The organism is Vreelandella neptunia, assembly GCF_000712975.1.
Taxonomy (GTDB): Bacteria; Pseudomonadota; Gammaproteobacteria; order Pseudomonadales; family Halomonadaceae; genus Vreelandella; species Vreelandella qaidamensis.
The window spans coordinates 26,344-44,213 of the sequence record NZ_JHQL01000005.1 but is presented as its reverse complement, the minus strand read 5'-3'; the positions used below and the strand labels follow the sequence as shown (position 1 = coordinate 44,213).

Genomic DNA, 17,870 nt, shown 5'->3' with positions numbered 1-17,870 from the left:
TATTTTGCGGGAACCGTTATGCCTAAGCGTACCGATATCAACAGCATTCTTATCATTGGCGCTGGCCCGATTGTCATCGGCCAGGCCTGCGAGTTTGACTACTCCGGCGCCCAAGCGTGTAAAGCGCTGCGTGAAGAGGGGTTCCGAGTTATTTTGGTTAACTCCAACCCAGCCACCATCATGACCGACCCGGCTATGGCCGATGCAACCTACATCGAGCCAATTACCTGGCAAGCGGTGGAAAAGATCATTGAGGTCGAGCGCCCTGATGCGATTTTACCCACCATGGGTGGCCAGACAGCGCTCAACTGTGCGCTTGACCTGGAAAAGCATGGCGTACTGGAAAAGTACAGCGTCGAGATGATCGGTGCCAACGCCGATGCGATTAACATGGCTGAAGACCGCGATCTGTTCGATCAAGCCATGAAGCGTATTGGTTTGGAGTGTCCGAAAGCGAAAGTGGCGCACACCATGGACGAGGCCTGGGAAATTCAGGCGGAGCTCGGCTTCCCAACCATTATTCGTCCTTCTTACACCATGGGCGGCTCCGGCGGCGGTGTGGCGTATAACAAAGAAGAGTTCGAAGAGATCTGTACTCGCGGTTTCGAGCTTTCCAACAACCACGAGCTATTGATTGATGAGTCGCTGCTGGGTTGGAAAGAGTACGAGATGGAAGTGGTGCGGGATAAGAATGACAACTGCATCATTGTCTGTGCGATTGAAAACTTCGACCCGATGGGCGTTCACACCGGTGACTCGATTACCGTCGCGCCAGCGCAAACGCTGACTGACAAAGAGTACCAAATCATGCGTGACGCCAGCCTTGCGGTACTGCGCGAGATTGGTGTGGAAACCGGTGGCTCCAACGTACAGTTTGGTATGGATCCGAAAACCGGCCGTCTGGTGGTTATCGAGATGAACCCGCGGGTATCGCGCTCGTCGGCGCTGGCCTCTAAGGCCACGGGTTTCCCGATTGCCAAAATTGCCGCGAAACTGGCGGTGGGTTACACCTTGGACGAGCTGCAAAACGATATTACCGGTGGTCGCACGCCTGCATCGTTTGAACCATCAATCGATTATGTCGTCACTAAGATTCCGCGCTTTACTTTCGAGAAATTCCCCCAGGCAAACGACCGTCTGACCACCCAGATGAAGTCAGTGGGTGAAGTGATGGCAATTGGTCGTACCTTCCAAGAGTCGCTGCAGAAAGCGCTGCGCGGGCTTGAGACCGGTAACGATGGCCTTGATCCGATCATCACAGATTTCACGCCAGACAACATGGCGATCATTCAGGGCGAGTTGCAGGCCGCCGGTGCTGAGCGTATTTTCTACATCGCTGACGCTATGCGCTCGGGAATGAGTGTCGATGAGGTATTTGCGCTAACCAATATCGACCCTTGGTTCCTGGTGCAGTTGGAAGACCTGGTGTTGACTGAAAATGCCGTCGCCAAGCGCGCCCTGGCCGATTTCTCTACCCGCGAGCTGTACCAACTAAAGCGTAAAGGCTTTGGTGATGCGCGTTTGGCCAAGCTGCTTGGTGTAGCTGAAAAGGAGTTCCGCAAAACGCGTCAGGCAGCGGGCATTCGTCCAGTTTATAAACGTGTCGACACTTGTGCGGCGGAATTTGCCTCCGACACTGCTTACATGTACTCCACCTATGAAGAGGAGTGCGAAGCGGATGTGTCGGATCGCCAGAAAATTATGGTCCTGGGTGGTGGTCCGAACCGTATCGGTCAAGGCATCGAGTTTGATTACTGCTGTGTGCATGCCGCTTTCGCCATGCGCGATGATGGCTATGAAACCATCATGGTCAATTGCAACCCGGAAACCGTTTCTACCGACTACGACACCTCTGATCGTCTCTACTTTGAGCCGGTGACGCTGGAAGATGTGTTGGAAATTGCCGACAAGGAGAAGCCGGTAGGTGTGATTGTGCAGTTCGGCGGTCAAACCCCGCTGAAGCTGGCCCGCGAGCTTGAGGCGGCGGGCGTGCCGATTATCGGTACCACACCGGATGCCATCGACCGCGCCGAAGATCGCGAGCGCTTCCAGGTGATGATCGACAAGCTAGGTTTGAAACAACCGCCCAATGCGACCGCCCGTAGCTTTGAAGAGGCGTTTTCCAAGGCAGAGGCGATTGGCTATCCGTTGGTGGTTCGTCCTAGCTACGTGCTGGGTGGACGGGCGATGGAGATCGTTTATGATGCCTCTGAACTTGAAAACTACATGACCAATGCGGTGAAGGTGTCTAACGACTCCCCCGTCCTGCTTGATCACTTCTTGAGTGCAGCGATTGAGATTGATATCGACGCTGTATCTGACGGTCAGCAGGTGGTGATTGGCGGCATTATGCAACACGTTGAGCAAGCGGGTGTTCACTCTGGTGACTCCGCCTGTGCGCTGCCGCCTTACTCGCTGCCTGCCGAAGTGCAGGATGAAATGCGCGAGCAGGTCAAGAAAATGGCCGTTGAGCTGGGCGTGAAAGGCCTGATGAACGTCCAGCTGGCGTGGCAGGATGGCGAGATTTATGTCATTGAGGTCAACCCCCGAGCTTCGCGTACCGTGCCGTTTGTGTCTAAGTGCATTGGCACGTCGCTTGCGCAAATTGCGGCGCGCTGCATGGCGGGTAAAACACTTGCCGAGCAGGGCTTTGAGCGCGAAATCATCCCACATTTCTACAGCGTGAAAGAGGCAGTCTTCCCGTTTAATAAGTTCCAAGGTGTTGATCCGATTCTGTCGCCCGAGATGAAGTCGACGGGTGAAGTAATGGGCTCTGGCGATACCTTTGCAGAAGCCTTCTTCAAGGCGCAATTGGGTGCTGGCGAAGCTATTCCGGCTTTGGATGGTGACCGCAAAGCGTTCCTTTCGGTACGCGAGCCCGACAAGCAAGGGATTATCGAAGTGGCGCGTTCTCTGCTAACATTGGGCTTCACACTATGTGCAACGCGCGGTACAGCGGCAGCACTTGAAGCTGCTGGACTGGAAGTGGAGCACGTCAATAAAGTCTACGAAGGCCGTCCCCATATCGTCGATCTGCTTAAGAACGACGAAATCGCCTACATCGTGAACACGACTGAAGGTCGTCAGGCTATTAACGACTCTTCAATTATTCGCCGTACTGCTCTCGCGCGCAAGGTGCCCTATGCGACCACCTTGGCGGGCGCTAATGCTGTTTGCATGGCGCTTGAGTACGGTAGGGAGATTACGGTGCGGCGCCTTCAGGATCTGCATGCAGGAGCAAGTCAATGAACAAGGTCCCGATGACGGTAGCGGGAGAAAAAAGTCTTCGCGAAGAGCTTAATCACTTGAAGAGCGAAGCACGCCCCCAAGTGATAGCTGCTATTGCTGAAGCGCGTGAACACGGTGATCTCAAAGAGAATGCCGAATACCACGCCGCTCGTGAGCAGCAAGGGTTTATTGAAGGCCGTATCCAGGAAATTGAGAGCAAGCTTTCAGGTGCCCAGGTAATTGACGTTACCAAGCTGCCGAAAACCGGCAAGGTGATCTTTGGCGTTACCGTCTCTTTGCTGAACCTGGATAGCGACGCTAGTGTTACCTACCGCATTGTTGGTGAAGATGAGGCCAATATAAAAGAGGGGCGCATTTCTGTGACCTCGCCTATCGCCCGAGCGATGATTGGCAAAGAAGAAGGCGATGTGGTGGTGGTGAAAACCCCAGGTGGCGATGTTGAGTACGAAATTGAGAGTGTTGAACACCTCTGATTTACCGCTGTGACGCAGGGGCAGGCGTCTTTATGGCGCCTGCGATCCAGACACACTAAAAGGCCCGTGACGATGATGTCACGGGCCTTTTAGTGTCATGCATTCTTTAACGAGTCACGTGCAGGTTAATGCCGTCCGTGGTGGTTTTCAAAACGCGTGATGTTGGAAAGCTTGGGGTTTACCTTTGGGTTACGGCGATAAAGCAGCGCCATTTTGCCAATGGTTTGTACTAGCTCAGCGTGACTGTCGGCGACGAGCTCGTTGAGCATTGCGACGCGGTCATCCCGCTCTGCAATAGCGAGCTTCACTTTAATGAGCTCGTGATCATTGAGTGCGCGGCTGAGTTCTGCGAGCAGATTTTCGGAGACGCCGTTTTCAGAAACGGTGACCACCGGATTAAGGTGGTGGCCAATGCTACGAAATGCTTTCTTTTGTGCCTGTGACAAGCTCATGGTATCTTGCGGTATCCCGGTTAGCGCTTAACGCTCCATCTTACGGTGAAAAGCCGTTAAGTGAAAGCAATCGCTTTAATGTGCCCATCTCTTATTCCAGTGTTAGATTCCCACATGCAGCAAAAGCCCCCAAGCCGTAAACATTCAGTGAGCAAAACCAGCAATAACTGGAAGAAAGAACACTTTGACGACCAGTACGTTAAGCAACGCTGGCAAGATGGCTATCGCTCTCGGGCAAGCTATAAGCTGCTTGAACTTGATGAAAAAGATAAGTTGTTTCGCCCAGGTATGACCGTCATTGACCTAGGCGCTGCCCCTGGTGGGTGGAGTCAAATTGCCGCAGAAAAGGTGGGGCCTGATGGTATCGTGATAGCGTCAGATATCCTGGAGATGGATGCGCTGGCCGGTGTTGACTTTGTTCAGGGTGATTTTACTGAGGAAAGCGTGCTTAATGCGATTCTAGAGCGTTTAGGAAATCGCCAAGTAGACCTTGTGATGTCTGACATGGCCCCCAATATGAGTGGTATGGCAGCAATTGATCAGCCTCAGGCGATGTATCTTGTTGAACTGGCTTTAGAGCTTGCGCGAGAAACGTTGCCAACGGGTGGGCGCTTCTTGGCAAAAGTTTTTCAAGGTGAAGGGTTTGATACCTATTTGAAAGAGCTTCGAAATAGCTTTGATCGAGTGGTTACTCGCAAGCCGGATGCCTCAAGGGCGCGTTCGCGGGAGGTTTATTTCTTAGCGGAAGGATTTCGCGGTTAACGTAACGTAAATATGCGCTGGCGGTCAGGCAAGCTGGCGAGTAATAGCAAAGATTTATCAGTGCGATTGCCAGACAGGCAGGCGCAAATTGTGTCACATTATGCAGGTTGGACGTGCGTGACACAGATGGCCCAAAGCAAAATGTGCTTTGGCAATGGTTGAACGTTAAGCTCTAGTGTAAGGTCTGAGTATTGACGGTTAACTGACGGATTCTTGTAATGAGGGTAGCCCCTTGAACGATATGGCGAAGAACCTGATTCTGTGGTTGGTCATTGCGGCCGTTCTACTGACAGTGTTCAACAATTTCAGTACAGAAAGTGCACCGCAAACCACTAACTATTCTCAGTTTGTGCAGCAGGTGCAAAATCAGCAGGTGCGTAGTGTCACGATTGATGGCTATACCATCATTGGTGAGCGAACGGACGGCTCCCAGTTCCAGACCATTCGTCCAGCGGCGGAAGACCCCAAGCTGATGGATGATTTGTTAAGTAATAACGTGACAGTGGTTGGTAAAGAGCCTGAGCAGCAAAGCATCTGGACACGTTTGCTGATTGCTAGCTTCCCGATCCTGCTCATCTTGGCCATCTTTATGTTCTTTATGCGCCAAATGCAGGGTGGTGCTGGTGGCGGTAAAGGCGGCCCGATGAGCTTCGGCAAATCTAAAGCTAAACTGCTGTCGCAGGATCAGATTAAAACGACGTTTGCTGATGTTGCAGGTTGTGACGAAGCAAAAGAAGAAGTTGAAGAGCTGGTAGATTTCTTGCGCGATCCGACCAAGTTTCAGCGCCTGGGTGGAACAATCCCTCGTGGTGTATTGATGGTAGGTCCCCCAGGAACGGGTAAAACGCTGCTGGCCAAGTCGATTGCCGGTGAAGCCAAGGTGCCGTTTTTCTCGATCTCCGGTTCAGATTTTGTTGAGATGTTTGTGGGCGTCGGTGCTTCACGCGTTCGTGATATGTTCGAGCAGGCCAAGAAACAAGCACCTTGTATTATCTTTATTGACGAAATTGATGCGGTTGGTCGTTCGCGCGGTGCAGGTATGGGCGGCGGTAATGATGAGCGTGAGCAAACGCTTAACCAGCTGCTAGTTGAGATGGACGGTTTTGAGGCTAACGAAGGCGTTATTGTGATTGCCGCGACTAACCGTCCTGACGTGCTTGACCCTGCGCTGTTGCGCCCAGGTCGTTTTGACCGTCAGGTGACCGTTGGTTTGCCGGATATTCGTGGTCGTGAGCACATTTTGGGTGTTCATCTACGCAAAGTGCCGCTGGCTGATGATGTTAAGCCGCAGCTGATTGCACGCGGTACTCCGGGCTTCTCTGGCGCGGACCTTGCAAACTTGGTGAATGAGGCAGCACTGTTTGCGGCCCGTCGTAATAAGCGCTTGGTTGCCATGGAAGAGCTGGAGCTTGCTAAAGATAAGATCATGATGGGCGCTGAGCGCAAATCGATGGTCATGACCGATAAAGAGAAGCTCAACACCGCGTATCACGAATCAGGTCATGCCATTATTGGCTTGGTTGCCCCTGATCATGATCCTGTTTACAAAGTGACGATCATCCCACGTGGCCGGGCGTTGGGTGTCACGATGTTCTTGCCGGAAGAGGATCGCTATAGTCTGTCGCGTCAGCAAATTCTTAGCCAAATTTGCTCGCTGTTCGGTGGTCGTATTGCTGAAGAGATGACGTTGGGCGCTAACGGTGTGACTACCGGTGCCTCTAATGACATCAAGCGCGCTACAGAGCTTGCTCATAACATGGTTGCTAAGTGGGGCCTGTCGAGTGAAATGGGTCCGATCATGTACGACGAAGATGAATCTCATCAATTCCTTGGTGGCCCTGGTCAAGGTGGCGGTAAGCTGAAGTCTGGCGAAACGACTTCTCGTCTCGATAAAGAAGTGCGCAAAATTATCGACGAGTGTTACGAGCAGGCACGTCAGATTTTGGAAGATAATCGCGACAAGCTGGACGCGATGGCCGAAGCGTTAATGAAATACGAGACTATCGACGCCGATCAGCTGAAAGATATTATGGAAGGCCGTGATCCGCGTCCGCCTGAAGGTTGGAACGACGGTGATTCATCTGGCGGTGGCACACGTGTTAGCGATGATAAGCCAGAAGTGAAGGCTGGAGAATCGGTGGATGACACCCCGCCAGGCGCTTCTGGTGAGGATGGCGAAGAAGATGATGACGAGCCTCGTCGTCGGCCCTCGGATCCGTTAGGTGGCTCTGCTGGATCGTAATTAACGAGGGCTGTAGTAATGTTAGACAAGGCGTCCCATAGCGGGGCGCCTTTTTGTTATGCTGTGAAATAGTTACCGTAACGTTTTTCTCTTATCAGGCCGCAGCATGAAACCGATAGTTGACTCTTCATCGCCTTTACAGGCAGCGGATAGCGCATATCATTTGCGTTGTGGACGCCACTTGCTAGATCTCTCATTTCCAAGAGTAATGGGTATTTTGAATGTTACCCCCGACTCTTTCTCGGATGGAGGGCAGCATGTTGGCTTAGATAGCGCCCTGCGTCATGCTGAGCAAATGCTGGCGGAAGGCGCGGCGATAATCGATGTGGGAGGGGAGTCAACCCGCCCTGGAGCCAGCTTCGTTTCAGAACAAGAGGAGTTAGATCGTGTACTCCCTGTGGTTGAAGCGTTGGTGCGCGAGCTAGATGCACTAGTTTCCGTTGATACGAGCAGCCCCGCTGTTATGCGTGAAGTAAGTGCGCTTGGCGCAGGTATGATTAACGATGTGCGTGCATTAGAGCGAGAAGGTGCGTTAAGTGCTGCGGCAAGCAGTAGCCTGCCAATTTGTGTAATGCATCGCCAAGGTGAGCCTCAGGACATGCAGCAATCGCCGCATTACGATCAGCCTATTGAGCGAGTGGTGGTTGACTATCTGGCTGAGCGCATAGCGTTGTGCGAGCAGGCCGGAATTCGCCGTAGCCGTTTGCTGGTGGATCCTGGCTTTGGTTTTGGCAAAACCATTGAGCATAACTTGCGGCTCTTGAAATACATGAATGAGCTTCAGGCGCTCGGGTTGCCAATGTTAGTAGGTATGTCGCGGAAAAGCATGATTGGTAAAGTGTTAGGTCGCCCGGTGGAAGAGCGTCTGGCCGGAGGCCTCGCGCTAGCCGCCATGGCAGTTGAACGTGGTGCTAACATTTTGCGTGTGCATGACGTTGGCCCGACAGTAGATGCTGTGAATATGGCCTGGGCGGTGCTTCAAGAAGGCTGTGAGCTGCTCCTAAATAGAGAGGTTACGTCATGACGCGACGTTATTTTGGTACCGATGGTATTCGCGGTACGGTGGGGCAAGCGCCCATTACTGCCGATTTTATGCTAAAGCTAGGCTGGGCAGCGGGTCAGGTGCTGCGTCGTGAAAAAGGCCGTACCCGCGTATTGATTGGTAAAGATACACGCATTTCCGGCTATATGTTTGAGTCGGCGCTCGAAGCTGGGCTATCCGCTGCGGGTGTAGATGTTTCACTGTTAGGGCCAATGCCTACGCCAGGTATCGCTTATTTAACACGCACCTTTCGTGCCGATGCTGGAATTGTGATTTCCGCTTCCCATAATGCGTTTGACGATAACGGCATTAAGTTCTTCTCAGCGGAAGGTAAAAAGCTACCCGATGCAATCGAGGATCGCATCGAGGAAATGCTTGAAGCGCCACTAACAACCGCTGGGGCAGCTCAACTGGGTAAAGCAACGCGTATTGATGATGCTGCTGGGCGCTATATCGAGTTCTGCAAATCGACGTTACCTGATCGCCTTAGCCTGCATGGTCTAAAAGTTGTATTGGATTGTGCGCATGGTGCTACCTATCACATTGCGCCAAACGTATTTCGTGAGCTAGGTGCCGATGTTAGCGTGATTGGCGCTGCCCCTGATGGGTTGAATATTAATCATCAGGTGGGCTCTACCCATCCTGCTGCACTGCGAGCAGCAGTCATACAGCAAGGCGCTGATTTAGGCGTTGCCTTTGATGGGGATGGTGATCGGGTGCTACTGGTAGATGCTGATGGCCGTGAGGTAGACGGTGACGATATTCTTTATCTGATTGCCCGAGACCGTCACGAGCGGGGGCTGCTTGAAGGTGGCGTAGTGGGTACCCTGATGAGTAATTTCGGGCTTGCTATGGCGCTGGAGCGGCTGGGAATTCCTTTTCAACGCGCGAAAGTAGGCGATCGTTTTGTCATGGAAATGATGGCGGCTAATGGCTGGGAGCTAGGCGGCGAATCATCGGGCCATATCGTATGTGGACATGTTCAAACGACCGGTGATGGGGTTGTGTCGGCGTTGCAGGTGTTGGCGTTGATGATGCGAGAGCAAAAGCCACTGCTATCACTGCTTAAGGGGTTAGAAAAGGTTCCGCAGTCCTTGGTCAACGTTAGGCTGCCTGCGGGCACCAATGCAAAAGATGTCATGACAGCACAGCCGTTACTGGAAGCAGTTACTGCGCTTGAAAGTGAACTAGGCGACCAGGGCCGTGTTTTACTTCGACCATCGGGCACTGAACCGCTTATTCGTGTCATGGTAGAAGGCCGGGCTCACCTAGATGTTGACCGTTTGGCACATAAACTTGCTGATCAGGTTCAGGCGTTGCTTAGTTAGCTTGCTAAGCTAGCTTAATAGGCAGTCATGCTCAATTAGCGTTCTCAACTAATTAAGCTGTATAACAGCGGTTGTCTTGACAAGGCCGCTCCTATACCATTTCGCTCCACCTTGAGTGAGGATAATCGATGCGTACGCCATTAATTGCCGGTAACTGGAAAATGAACGGTTCTACGGCGTTGATTCAAGCGTTTGGAGACGCTTTCACCGCGGCTAAGCTGCCTAATAGCATTGATGTTGTGGTTATTCCGCCGTTTCCCTATTTGGAAGCAGCCCGCATTGCGTTCCAAAATACGCCGCTGCAGTTAGGGGCCCAAACGCTTAATCCTCAGCACTCAGGCGCGCATACGGGTGAAATCAGTGGGCGTATGCTTAAAGAGTTTGACGTAGCTTATGTGCTGGTCGGCCACTCTGAACGTCGGCAGCTTTATAAAGAAGGCGACGAGCAAGTGTTTGACCGCTTAGTAGCCGCACTCGATGTTGGCCTAACGCCAATTCTTTGTGTTGGTGAAACCCTGGAAGAGCGCGATGCAGGAAGCACAATGGATGTTGTGTTGCGGCAAGTTGGCTATGCAATGGCGCGTTTAGAGCCAGCACAGCGGCTTAAGATTGTCATTGCCTATGAACCGGTATGGGCAATTGGCACAGGGCGTACAGCAACGCCTGAACAGGCCCAAGAAGTAATGGCGGGTATTCGTGCCTACCAAGCAGGGTTTGATAAAACGCTCGCCGAGCAGCTTAAGTTGCTTTACGGCGGCAGTATGAATGCAAGTAATGCGGCTGAGTTACTTGCTCAGCCGGATATCGACGGCGGTTTAGTGGGCGGCGCTTCGCTCAAAACCGATGATTTCTACGCTATTTGTCAGTCAGCAGGATAATCCCATGCAAGTTGCAATTCTTATGGTTCATGTGGTGATTGCGATCGCCTTGGTTGTGCTCATCCTGCTTCAGCAGGGAAAAGGTGCCGACGCAGGTGCCTCTTTTGGTGGAGGTGCATCGCAAACGGTCTTTGGTTCGCGGGGGAGTGGTAACTTTCTGTCTCGTGCAACAGGCCTTTTAGCCGCTGGCTTTTTTGTTACCTCCATGGCGCTGGCTTATTTTGCAACGCAGGCCGGACAGGCTCCTGAAGCGGGTATTCCCGACTCTCGCCTGATTGAACAACAGCGCAATATTCCAACGCTTGACGATGGCCCTGCAAGTATGGATAATACCGCGCCAGTGCTAGAGGAAAGCAGTGAGTAACATATTGATACTGCTTCTTTAGCCTCCCCTGTTGCCGAAGTGGTGGAATTGGTAGACACGCTATCTTGAGGGGGTAGTGACCGTATGGTCGTGCGGGTTCAAGTCCCGCCTTCGGCACCATCTGTTTTGCTGGCTAGCCAGCTTCCCAGAGTTTTTCAGAAAAAAGCGTTCTGCCATATAGAGTAAATCAGGGTTGGCACCTGAGGCGAAAAAGAGTTCTTGACGAAAGCGGATCAAGTGTCTATTATCGCTCTTCTAGATTGATGCGGGGTGGAGCAGTCTGGTAGCTCGTCGGGCTCATAACCCGAAGGTCATCGGTTCAAATCCGGTCCCCGCTACCATCTTCTAGTAACATGAAAGATTTATGAATAAAGCGTCTATTTAAGCACCTGGTGCATGAAAGCCGCTGATCATGTTGCTAAAGTGGTACTACAGGTTTCTTTCGAAAAGCCCCTTCCTGTGAAGGGGCTTTTTGTTAGTAGCTTTTTTGTTAGTAGCTTTTCGAGAGCCAAGAGTGTCTCCAGAGCGGATGTCTTCCGAATTGCCAGAGACACATTTCCGGGTAACGCCAATCAGCCACCTAGCTTTTCATTCAACTCCTGGCCAGGTGCCTGATGCAACGGCTATAGGAGCTTTGTCTGTGGCCACAAAACACGCTGCGCTTCATGCGCTGATCGAACCTGTCGTAGCCGCTATGGGTTTTGAGCTATGGGGTATCGACCATCTTTCCCAGGGCAAGCATTCGCGGCTGGTAATTTATATCGAACGCGAAAGCGGCGTCAGCGTGGAAGACTGCGCTGATATTAGTCGCCAAGTTAGTGCCGTTATGGATGTGGAAGACCCTATTCCCGGCGAATACCGTTTGGAAGTCTCGTCGCCCGGTATGGCACGTCCCTTATATACCCTGGATCAATTTATTCGCTATCAAGGCCATCACGTTGCACTCAAGCTACGCGTTGCTTTTGATGGGCGGCGTAAATATCAAGGTCTTCTCGCCGGTGTCGAAGGCGATGAGGTACTGCTACAGCTGGATGGCGAAGAGTACTGTTTTCCAATCGAAAGCATTGATTCTGCGCATGTCGTCCCGCAATTCGACGAATAAACGGGTGGCGGCTTCCGGCAGGCTGCCGGGATGATGCACAAAAGGACAGGTTTTCTGGCGAGGCAAACGCATGAGTAAAGAAATTTTAATGGTCGTGGACGCGATCTCTAACGAAAAAGGCGTCCCCCGCGATGTTATTTTTGAAGCGGTTGAAGCCGCGCTAGCCAGCGCGTCACGCAAGCGTTTTGATCAAGAAGAAGCCAATGTGCGCGTCCATATCGACCGTCGCACGGGCGACTACGACACGTTCCGTTACTGGACCGTGGTCGAAGATGACGAATTTGAAACACCGGATTATGAAATTAAAGAAACCATTGCCGAGCAGCGTGATCCGCCGCTTAAACTAGGCGATGTGGTCGAGAAAAAAATTGAAAATGCCGTGTTTGGACGTATTGCTGCGCAAACAGCTAAGCAAGTTATCGTCCAGAAAGTACGAGAAGCTGAACGTGCAGAAGTTGTTCGTCAGTACGCTGACCGTGAAGGCGAGTTGGTGGCGGGTATTGTTAAGAAAACCACCCGCGATGGCTTGATTATTGACCTGGGTGAAAATGCCGAGGCGTTCTTACCGCGTAACGAAATGATTCACGGTGAGCGCTACCGCATGAATGAGCGGGTTCGTGCATTGTTAGTGAAGGTTGATCCAGATGCACGTGGTGCGCAGCTACAGCTGTCACGTACCTGTCCTGAGTTCATCATTGAACTATTCAAAATTGAAGTGCCTGAAATTGCTGAACAGCTAATTGAAATTAAAGGCGCCGCGCGTGACCCAGGCTCACGAGCCAAAATCGCCGTTAAAACTAATGATCGGCGTATCGATCCTGTTGGGGCGTGCGTTGGTATGCGTGGTTCGCGCGTACAGGCAGTGTCGTCAGAGCTGCAAAACGAACGTGTCGATATTGTGCTGTGGGACGATAATCCGGCCCAGCTGGTGATCAACGCAATGGCACCTGCCGATGTGGCGTCTATCCTGGTTGACGAAGATGCCCATGCGATGGACGTGGCTGTTGCGCAAGACAACCTAGCTCAGGCTATTGGCCGCAGCGGTCAGAACGTACGTTTGGCCTCTGAGCTAACTGGCTGGCGTATTAACGTGATGACTGAAGATGAAGCTGAGTCAAAGCGTGAGCAGGAAATTGATAGCCTGGTGGACTCCTTCGTTCAGCACCTCGAAGTGGACGAAGATGTTGCCCGCCTATTAGTAGAAGAAGGGTTTACCACCCTGGAAGAAGTTGCCTACGTGCCGCTTGAAGAGATGCTCGAAATCGAAGAGTTCGATGAAGATTTGGTGGAAGAGCTGCGGGCACGAGCGAAAGACGAGCTGCTGACGATGGCGATTGCCTCGGAGGAAGCGCTAGACGGTGCCCAGCCAGCAGACGATCTGCTGGACATGGACGGCATGGAGCGCCATCTGGCCTTCATTCTGGCTAGCCGTGGCATTGTCACCATGGAAGATCTCGCCGAGCAGTCTGTCGACGATCTGGTCGATATCGAGGAGTTGGACGAAGCGCGCGCAGCGGCACTGATCATGACTGCCCGTGCGCCCTGGTTTGAAGACGATGGCGTATCGGATTCAAACACACAGTAAAAGGTCACGGGCTGAGGAGGGTCACTATGTCAGATATGACAGTTAAAGATTTTGCAGTGAAGGTGGGCCGTGATGTGCCCCGCCTATTGGAACAGATGAAAGAAGCAGGTTTAAAGCATGCGTCAGAAAGCGACGCGGTATCTGAAGACGATAAGCAAACGCTGCTAAGCTTTTTGAAAAAAAGCCATGGCGGCGGCGACAGCGATCCTAGTAAAAACCGCATTACGCTGACGCGTAAAACCCGTAGCCGGATTAAAACCGGTGAGCGCGGAAAAACGATTGAAGTGCAAGTACGTAAGAAAAAAACGTACGTTAAAAGCGCCGAAGAAGATAAGCCGAAAGCTGCTGAGCCTAAGCACTCTGGCCCGCGCCAGTTAGTGGGTGATATGGCAGAAGCGGAAGCCGAGCGAAAAGCACGTGATGTTCGCGAAGCAGAAGAGAAAGTAGTCGCGGCGAAAGCGAAAGCGGCAGAAGACGCTGCACGCAAAGCCGAGGAAGAAAAAGCCAAGGCGAAAGCGGCTGAAGTGCCCAGTATCCCTGTGCCTGAGCTGCAAATCGACGACACGCCGACGCCTGATGATCTTCCGCCCGCACCGCCGAAAGAAGGCCGTACTGATCGCCGTACTGCGCCGCCTAAAAAGGCAGCAGCGAAGAAGAAAGGTCGTGATGACGAGGATGATCGTGGTGATCGCGAAGAGCGTAAGCGCGGTGGCGGCGGTAAGAAAGTAAAACGCGCCGAGCGCCGTGGCGGCCGCCGTGGTGGTGCTAACCAAAGCGGTAACGGCAAGCATGCGTTTCAAAAGCCAACCCAGCCGATCGTGCGTGAAGTTTCGATCCCTGAGTCGATCAGCGTTGCTGATCTAGCCGACAAAATGTCGATCAAGGCCAATGAAGTCATCAAAGCCATGTTCAACATGGGCGCGGCAGTGACCATCAACCAAACGATTGACCAGGATACAGCGGCCATCGTAGCGGAAGAGATGGGCCACAAGGTCAAGCTAGTGAAGGACGACGCGCTGGAAACGGAAATGCTCGAAGGCATCTCCTATGAAGGCGAAGAGATCACTCGTTCTCCTGTGGTTACCGTCATGGGTCACGTTGACCATGGTAAAACTTCGCTGTTGGATTATATCCGTCGCGCTAAAGTCGCCACTGGCGAAGCGGGTGGTATTACCCAGCATATCGGTGCTTACCACGTGGAAGACAACCACGGCGGCGTTACCTTCCTGGATACCCCTGGCCACGCAGCGTTTACCGCGATGCGTGCTCGTGGTGCCAAGGCAACGGACGTGGTTATTCTGGTTGTTGCTGCTGACGACGGCGTGATGCCACAGACAATCGAGGCGATCGAGCACTCCAAAGCTGCCGAAGTACCGATGGTTGTGGCGGTGAATAAGATCGATAAGCCGGGTGCTGATTTCGACCGTATTCGTAATGAACTCTCCCAGCATGGCGTGATTTCAGAAGAGTGGGGCGGCGACACTCAGTTCGTACATGTGTCCGCCAAAACTGGCGACGGTATTGAAGAACTGCTGGAAGCCATTCAGCTCGTTTCTGAAGTACTTGAACTCACCGCTGTGCCGTCAGCTCCTGGTAAAGGCGTTGTTGTTGAATCGCGTCTTGATAAAGGCCGCGGCCCGGTTGCCACGGTGCTGGTGCAAAACGGTACGCTGAAGAAAGGCGATATCGTTCTTGCGGGTCTGCACTATGGTCGCGTTCGTGCGCTGACCAACGAGCTGGGCAAGCAAGTTGATACTGCAGGCCCTGCGATGCCGGTCGAAATTCAGGGTCTGGATGGTACTCCGGATGCGGGTGATGACTTCATGGTCGTTGCCGACGAGAAGAAAGCCCGTGAAGTGGCTAACTTCCGCCAAGGCAAATACCGTGAAGTGCGCCTGGCGCGTCAGCAGAAAGCCAAGCTGGAGAACATGTTCAGCCAGATGGGCCAAGACGAAGTGGCCAAGGTCAACATCGTTCTGAAAGCTGACGTTCAAGGTTCGTTGGAAGCGATCAAAGGCGCCTTGGAAGAACTCTCCACGGGTGAAGTTGAAGTTGCTGTTGTGTCGTCGGGTGTTGGTGGTATCACCGGTACCGATGCCAACCTTGCGCTTGCTTCTGAAGCGATTGTGGTCGGCTTTAACGTCCGTGCTGACGCTGCTGCTCGTGAAATCATCGAACGTGAAGGTCTGGATCTACGCTACTACAGCGTTATCTACCAGCTAATCGATGAAGTTAAGCAGGCAATGAGCGGTATGCTTGCTCCCGAGTGGAAAGAAGAGATCGTCGGTGTGGCTGAAGTGCGCGACGTGTTCCGTGCGCCGAAAATTGGTGCAGTGGCTGGCTGTATGGTTGTCGAAGGCACCGTATCGCGCAGCAAGCGTATCCGTGTACTGCGTGACAACGTCGTCATTTACGAAGGTGAACTCGAATCGCTGCGCCGCTTCAAAGACGACGTTCAAGAAGTGCGTAACGGTATGGAGTGTGGCATCGGCGTGAAGAACTACAACGATGTTCAGGTCAACGACAAGATCGAAGTCTTTGACCAAGTGAAGGTCGAGCGTAGCCTGTAAGGCCGCGAGGAGCAATCATGCGCGAATTTAAGCGTACCGACCGAGTCGCCGACCAGCTCCAAAAGGAGCTGGCGGTACTGATCCAACGCGAAGTAAAAGATCCGCGTTTAGGGATGATTACGGTAAGCGGTGCCACCGTTAGTCGTGATCTTGGCTATGCCGATATCTATGTCACCCTATTGGGTGAGCAAGATCCCGCGCGTATTAAGGAAAACCTACAAGTGCTGAAACGCGCTGCGGGTTTTCTGAGAAGCCAAATTGCTAAACGTATCAAGCTGCGTCATGTACCTGAACTGCGCTTTCATTACGATGAAAGCGTGGTGCGTGGCCAGCACCTCTCCTCATTGATTGACGAAGCGGTGTCAACTGACCGTGCTCGCCAGCATGATGATGAGGACGGTAGCGATAACGTCAGTGGTGAGGAGACGCGCTAATGGCACGTCGCCGTCGTGGATTGCCGGTTAACGGCGTACTGCTGCTGGATAAGCCTAAGGGCATTTCTAGTAATCATGCGCTGCAGCGTGTGCGTCGTCTGTTTGAGGCGCAAAAAGCCGGCCATACTGGCACGCTGGACCCCATGGCAACAGGTTTATTGCCTATTTGTCTTGGGGAAGCCACTAAGTTTTCCGCGCACCTGCTAGAAGCCGACAAGATGTACCGCACCCGCGTAGAACTGGGGGTGATCACCGACACCGGCGATGCCGAAGGCACGGTCATTGAGCAGCGAGAGATTCCCAGCTTAACGGCTGAGGATGTCGAGTCAGTCTTAGCTCGCTTTCACGGCGAGATTGACCAAGTGCCGCCGATGTATTCGGCATTGAAGCATCAAGGCAAAAAGCTTTATGAGCTTGCCCGTGAGGGTAAGCACGTTGAGCGTGCAGCGCGGCGAGTAAGCGTGTATGATGCGCGGCTGCTTGCTTTCGAGGGCACTGCCTTTGAACTGGAAGTTAGCTGTAGCAAAGGCACTTATATTCGCACCTTGGCTGAAGATATTGGCTATGCCTTGGGCTGTGGTGCCCACATTAGTCAGTTGAGAAGGCTCAAAACAGGGCCTTTTACCGGCGATGCGATGTGGACGCTGGAAGGCCTTGAGGCCTTGGCAGACCAGGCCACCCGCGAGGCTGAACTAATGCCTGCGGATGTGCTGGTTGATCATTTGCCGTCGCTGACGGTAGATGAAACGGCTTTTGGGCGTCTTGCACACGGTCAGTCGGCTAGTTTAGCGATTGATGCGCTCGAGCCTGATGCGCTAGCAAGACTTTATTACGCTGAGACGTTTATCGGCCTTGGCGTTGTAAAAGGGGCTCAGGAAGTAGCTCCCAAGCGGCTGTTAAGTACCGTCGCTATCTCGTAAAGCGTTGCAAGGATGTAGCAATTTGCGCGAAAATTGTACGTGAAGATAGTCGCCTGAGACTGCAAATATGCGTGGTCTCAACCATTCATTTTTTAGGCATATTGCTTACTGGAGAGACAGATGGCATTAACCGCTGAGAAGAAGGCCGAGATCGTCAACGAATACGGCCGCGGCGATAACGATACCGGTTCCCCTGAAGTTCAGGTTGCACTGCTGAGCGCCAACATTAATGGCCTGCAGGACCACTTCAAAACCAACAAACAGGATCACCACTCTCGTCGTGGTCTGATCCGCATGGTAAACCAGCGTCGTAAGCTGTTGGATTACCTAAAGCGTAAAGATTTTGAACGCTATCAGTCTCTGATTCAGCGTTTAGGTCTACGTCGTTAATCATTAACGACAGCGATCAAAACGGGCAGCCCCTTGTGGGCTGCCCGTTTTTTTGTTTCTGGTAGCCGTATGGCGCTAC

At 52.6% G+C, this 17,870-nt stretch carries 15 protein-coding genes and 2 tRNA genes; 16 read left to right on the top strand and 1 reads right to left on the bottom strand.

All coding sequences use genetic code 11. The features are described from left to right. The first annotated feature begins 18 nt into the window (after positions 1-18). Both carB and greA read left to right on the top strand, forming a co-directional pair. The gene (gene carB, locus CR46_RS0114645; RefSeq protein ID WP_030074125.1) at positions 19-3,249 is read left to right on the top strand and encodes a carbamoyl-phosphate synthase large subunit; all 3,231 of its coding nucleotides are present in this window, start codon (positions 19-21) and stop codon (positions 3,247-3,249) included. Next, positions 3,246-3,722, top strand: coding sequence for a transcription elongation factor GreA (gene greA / locus CR46_RS0114640; RefSeq protein ID WP_030074124.1), 477 nt, complete (start codon positions 3,246-3,248; stop codon positions 3,720-3,722). The genes carB and greA overlap by 4 nt, the downstream gene beginning before the upstream one ends. A gap of 125 nt (positions 3,723-3,847) precedes the next feature. On the opposite strand, the gene yhbY is transcribed toward greA, so the two are convergent. Continuing rightward, positions 3,848-4,174 carry a ribosome assembly RNA-binding protein YhbY gene (gene yhbY, locus CR46_RS0114635; protein WP_030074123.1) on the bottom strand — a complete coding sequence of 109 codons (327 nt, stop codon included), beginning with the start codon at positions 4,172-4,174 and terminating at the stop codon, positions 3,848-3,850. Positions 4,175-4,288: 114 nt separating this feature from the next. Here yhbY and rlmE point away from each other — a divergent pair, with 114 nt between their 5' ends. The 14 genes from rlmE to rpsO all read left to right on the top strand — a co-directional run bounded on the left by rlmE (position 4,289) and on the right by rpsO (position 17,791). Further along, complete coding sequence (rlmE, locus tag CR46_RS0114630; protein ID WP_030074122.1) at positions 4,289-4,936, top strand: 23S rRNA (uridine(2552)-2'-O)-methyltransferase RlmE; 648 nt, start codon at positions 4,289-4,291, stop codon at positions 4,934-4,936. Between the two features lie 232 nt (positions 4,937-5,168). Beyond that, complete coding sequence (gene ftsH, locus CR46_RS0114625) at positions 5,169-7,178, top strand: ATP-dependent zinc metalloprotease FtsH (RefSeq protein ID WP_030074121.1); 2,010 nt, start codon at positions 5,169-5,171, stop codon at positions 7,176-7,178. Positions 7,179-7,284: 106 nt separating this feature from the next. Continuing rightward, positions 7,285-8,202 (top strand): dihydropteroate synthase, encoded by a 918-nt coding sequence (gene folP / locus CR46_RS0114620; RefSeq protein ID WP_030074120.1) that lies wholly within the window; start codon positions 7,285-7,287, stop codon positions 8,200-8,202. After that, entirely contained in the window at positions 8,199-9,548 is a 1,350-nt protein-coding gene (gene glmM / locus CR46_RS0114615) for a phosphoglucosamine mutase (protein WP_030074119.1), read from the top strand. The genes folP and glmM overlap by 4 nt, the downstream gene beginning before the upstream one ends. Before the next feature lie 128 nt (positions 9,549-9,676). After that, positions 9,677-10,426 (top strand): triose-phosphate isomerase, encoded by a 750-nt coding sequence (tpiA, locus tag CR46_RS0114610; RefSeq protein ID WP_030074118.1) that lies wholly within the window; start codon positions 9,677-9,679, stop codon positions 10,424-10,426. Positions 10,427-10,430: 4 nt separating this feature from the next. After that, the gene (gene secG, locus CR46_RS0114605; protein WP_030074117.1) at positions 10,431-10,790 is read left to right on the top strand and encodes a preprotein translocase subunit SecG; all 360 of its coding nucleotides are present in this window, start codon (positions 10,431-10,433) and stop codon (positions 10,788-10,790) included. Between the two features lie 33 nt (positions 10,791-10,823). Then, positions 10,824-10,910: transfer RNA gene (locus CR46_RS0114600), tRNA-Leu, on the top strand. A gap of 144 nt (positions 10,911-11,054) precedes the next feature. Next, positions 11,055-11,131 (top strand) — tRNA-Met (locus CR46_RS0114595). A 299-nt stretch (positions 11,132-11,430) separates the two neighbouring features. Next, on the top strand, positions 11,431-11,892 hold the full coding sequence (gene rimP / locus CR46_RS0114590; protein WP_030074116.1) for a ribosome maturation factor RimP: 462 nt from the start codon (positions 11,431-11,433) through the stop codon (positions 11,890-11,892). Between the two features lie 70 nt (positions 11,893-11,962). Then, positions 11,963-13,477, top strand: coding sequence for a transcription termination factor NusA (gene nusA, locus CR46_RS0114585; protein ID WP_030074115.1), 1,515 nt, complete (start codon positions 11,963-11,965; stop codon positions 13,475-13,477). Between the two features lie 26 nt (positions 13,478-13,503). Then, the gene (infB, locus tag CR46_RS0114580) at positions 13,504-16,047 is read left to right on the top strand and encodes a translation initiation factor IF-2 (protein WP_030074114.1); all 2,544 of its coding nucleotides are present in this window, start codon (positions 13,504-13,506) and stop codon (positions 16,045-16,047) included. 17 nt (positions 16,048-16,064) lie between these two features. After that, entirely contained in the window at positions 16,065-16,481 is a 417-nt protein-coding gene (gene rbfA / locus CR46_RS0114575; RefSeq protein WP_030074113.1) for a 30S ribosome-binding factor RbfA, read from the top strand. Further along, positions 16,481-17,401: a tRNA pseudouridine(55) synthase TruB gene (truB, locus tag CR46_RS0114570; protein ID WP_030074112.1), complete on the top strand. Its 921-nt coding sequence runs from the start codon at positions 16,481-16,483 to the stop codon at positions 17,399-17,401. Before rbfA ends, truB begins: the two co-directional genes overlap by 1 nt. A 120-nt stretch (positions 17,402-17,521) precedes the next feature. Next, positions 17,522-17,791 (top strand): 30S ribosomal protein S15, encoded by a 270-nt coding sequence (gene rpsO, locus CR46_RS0114565; RefSeq protein WP_009723734.1) that lies wholly within the window; start codon positions 17,522-17,524, stop codon positions 17,789-17,791. The last annotated feature ends 79 nt before the right edge of the window (positions 17,792-17,870 follow it).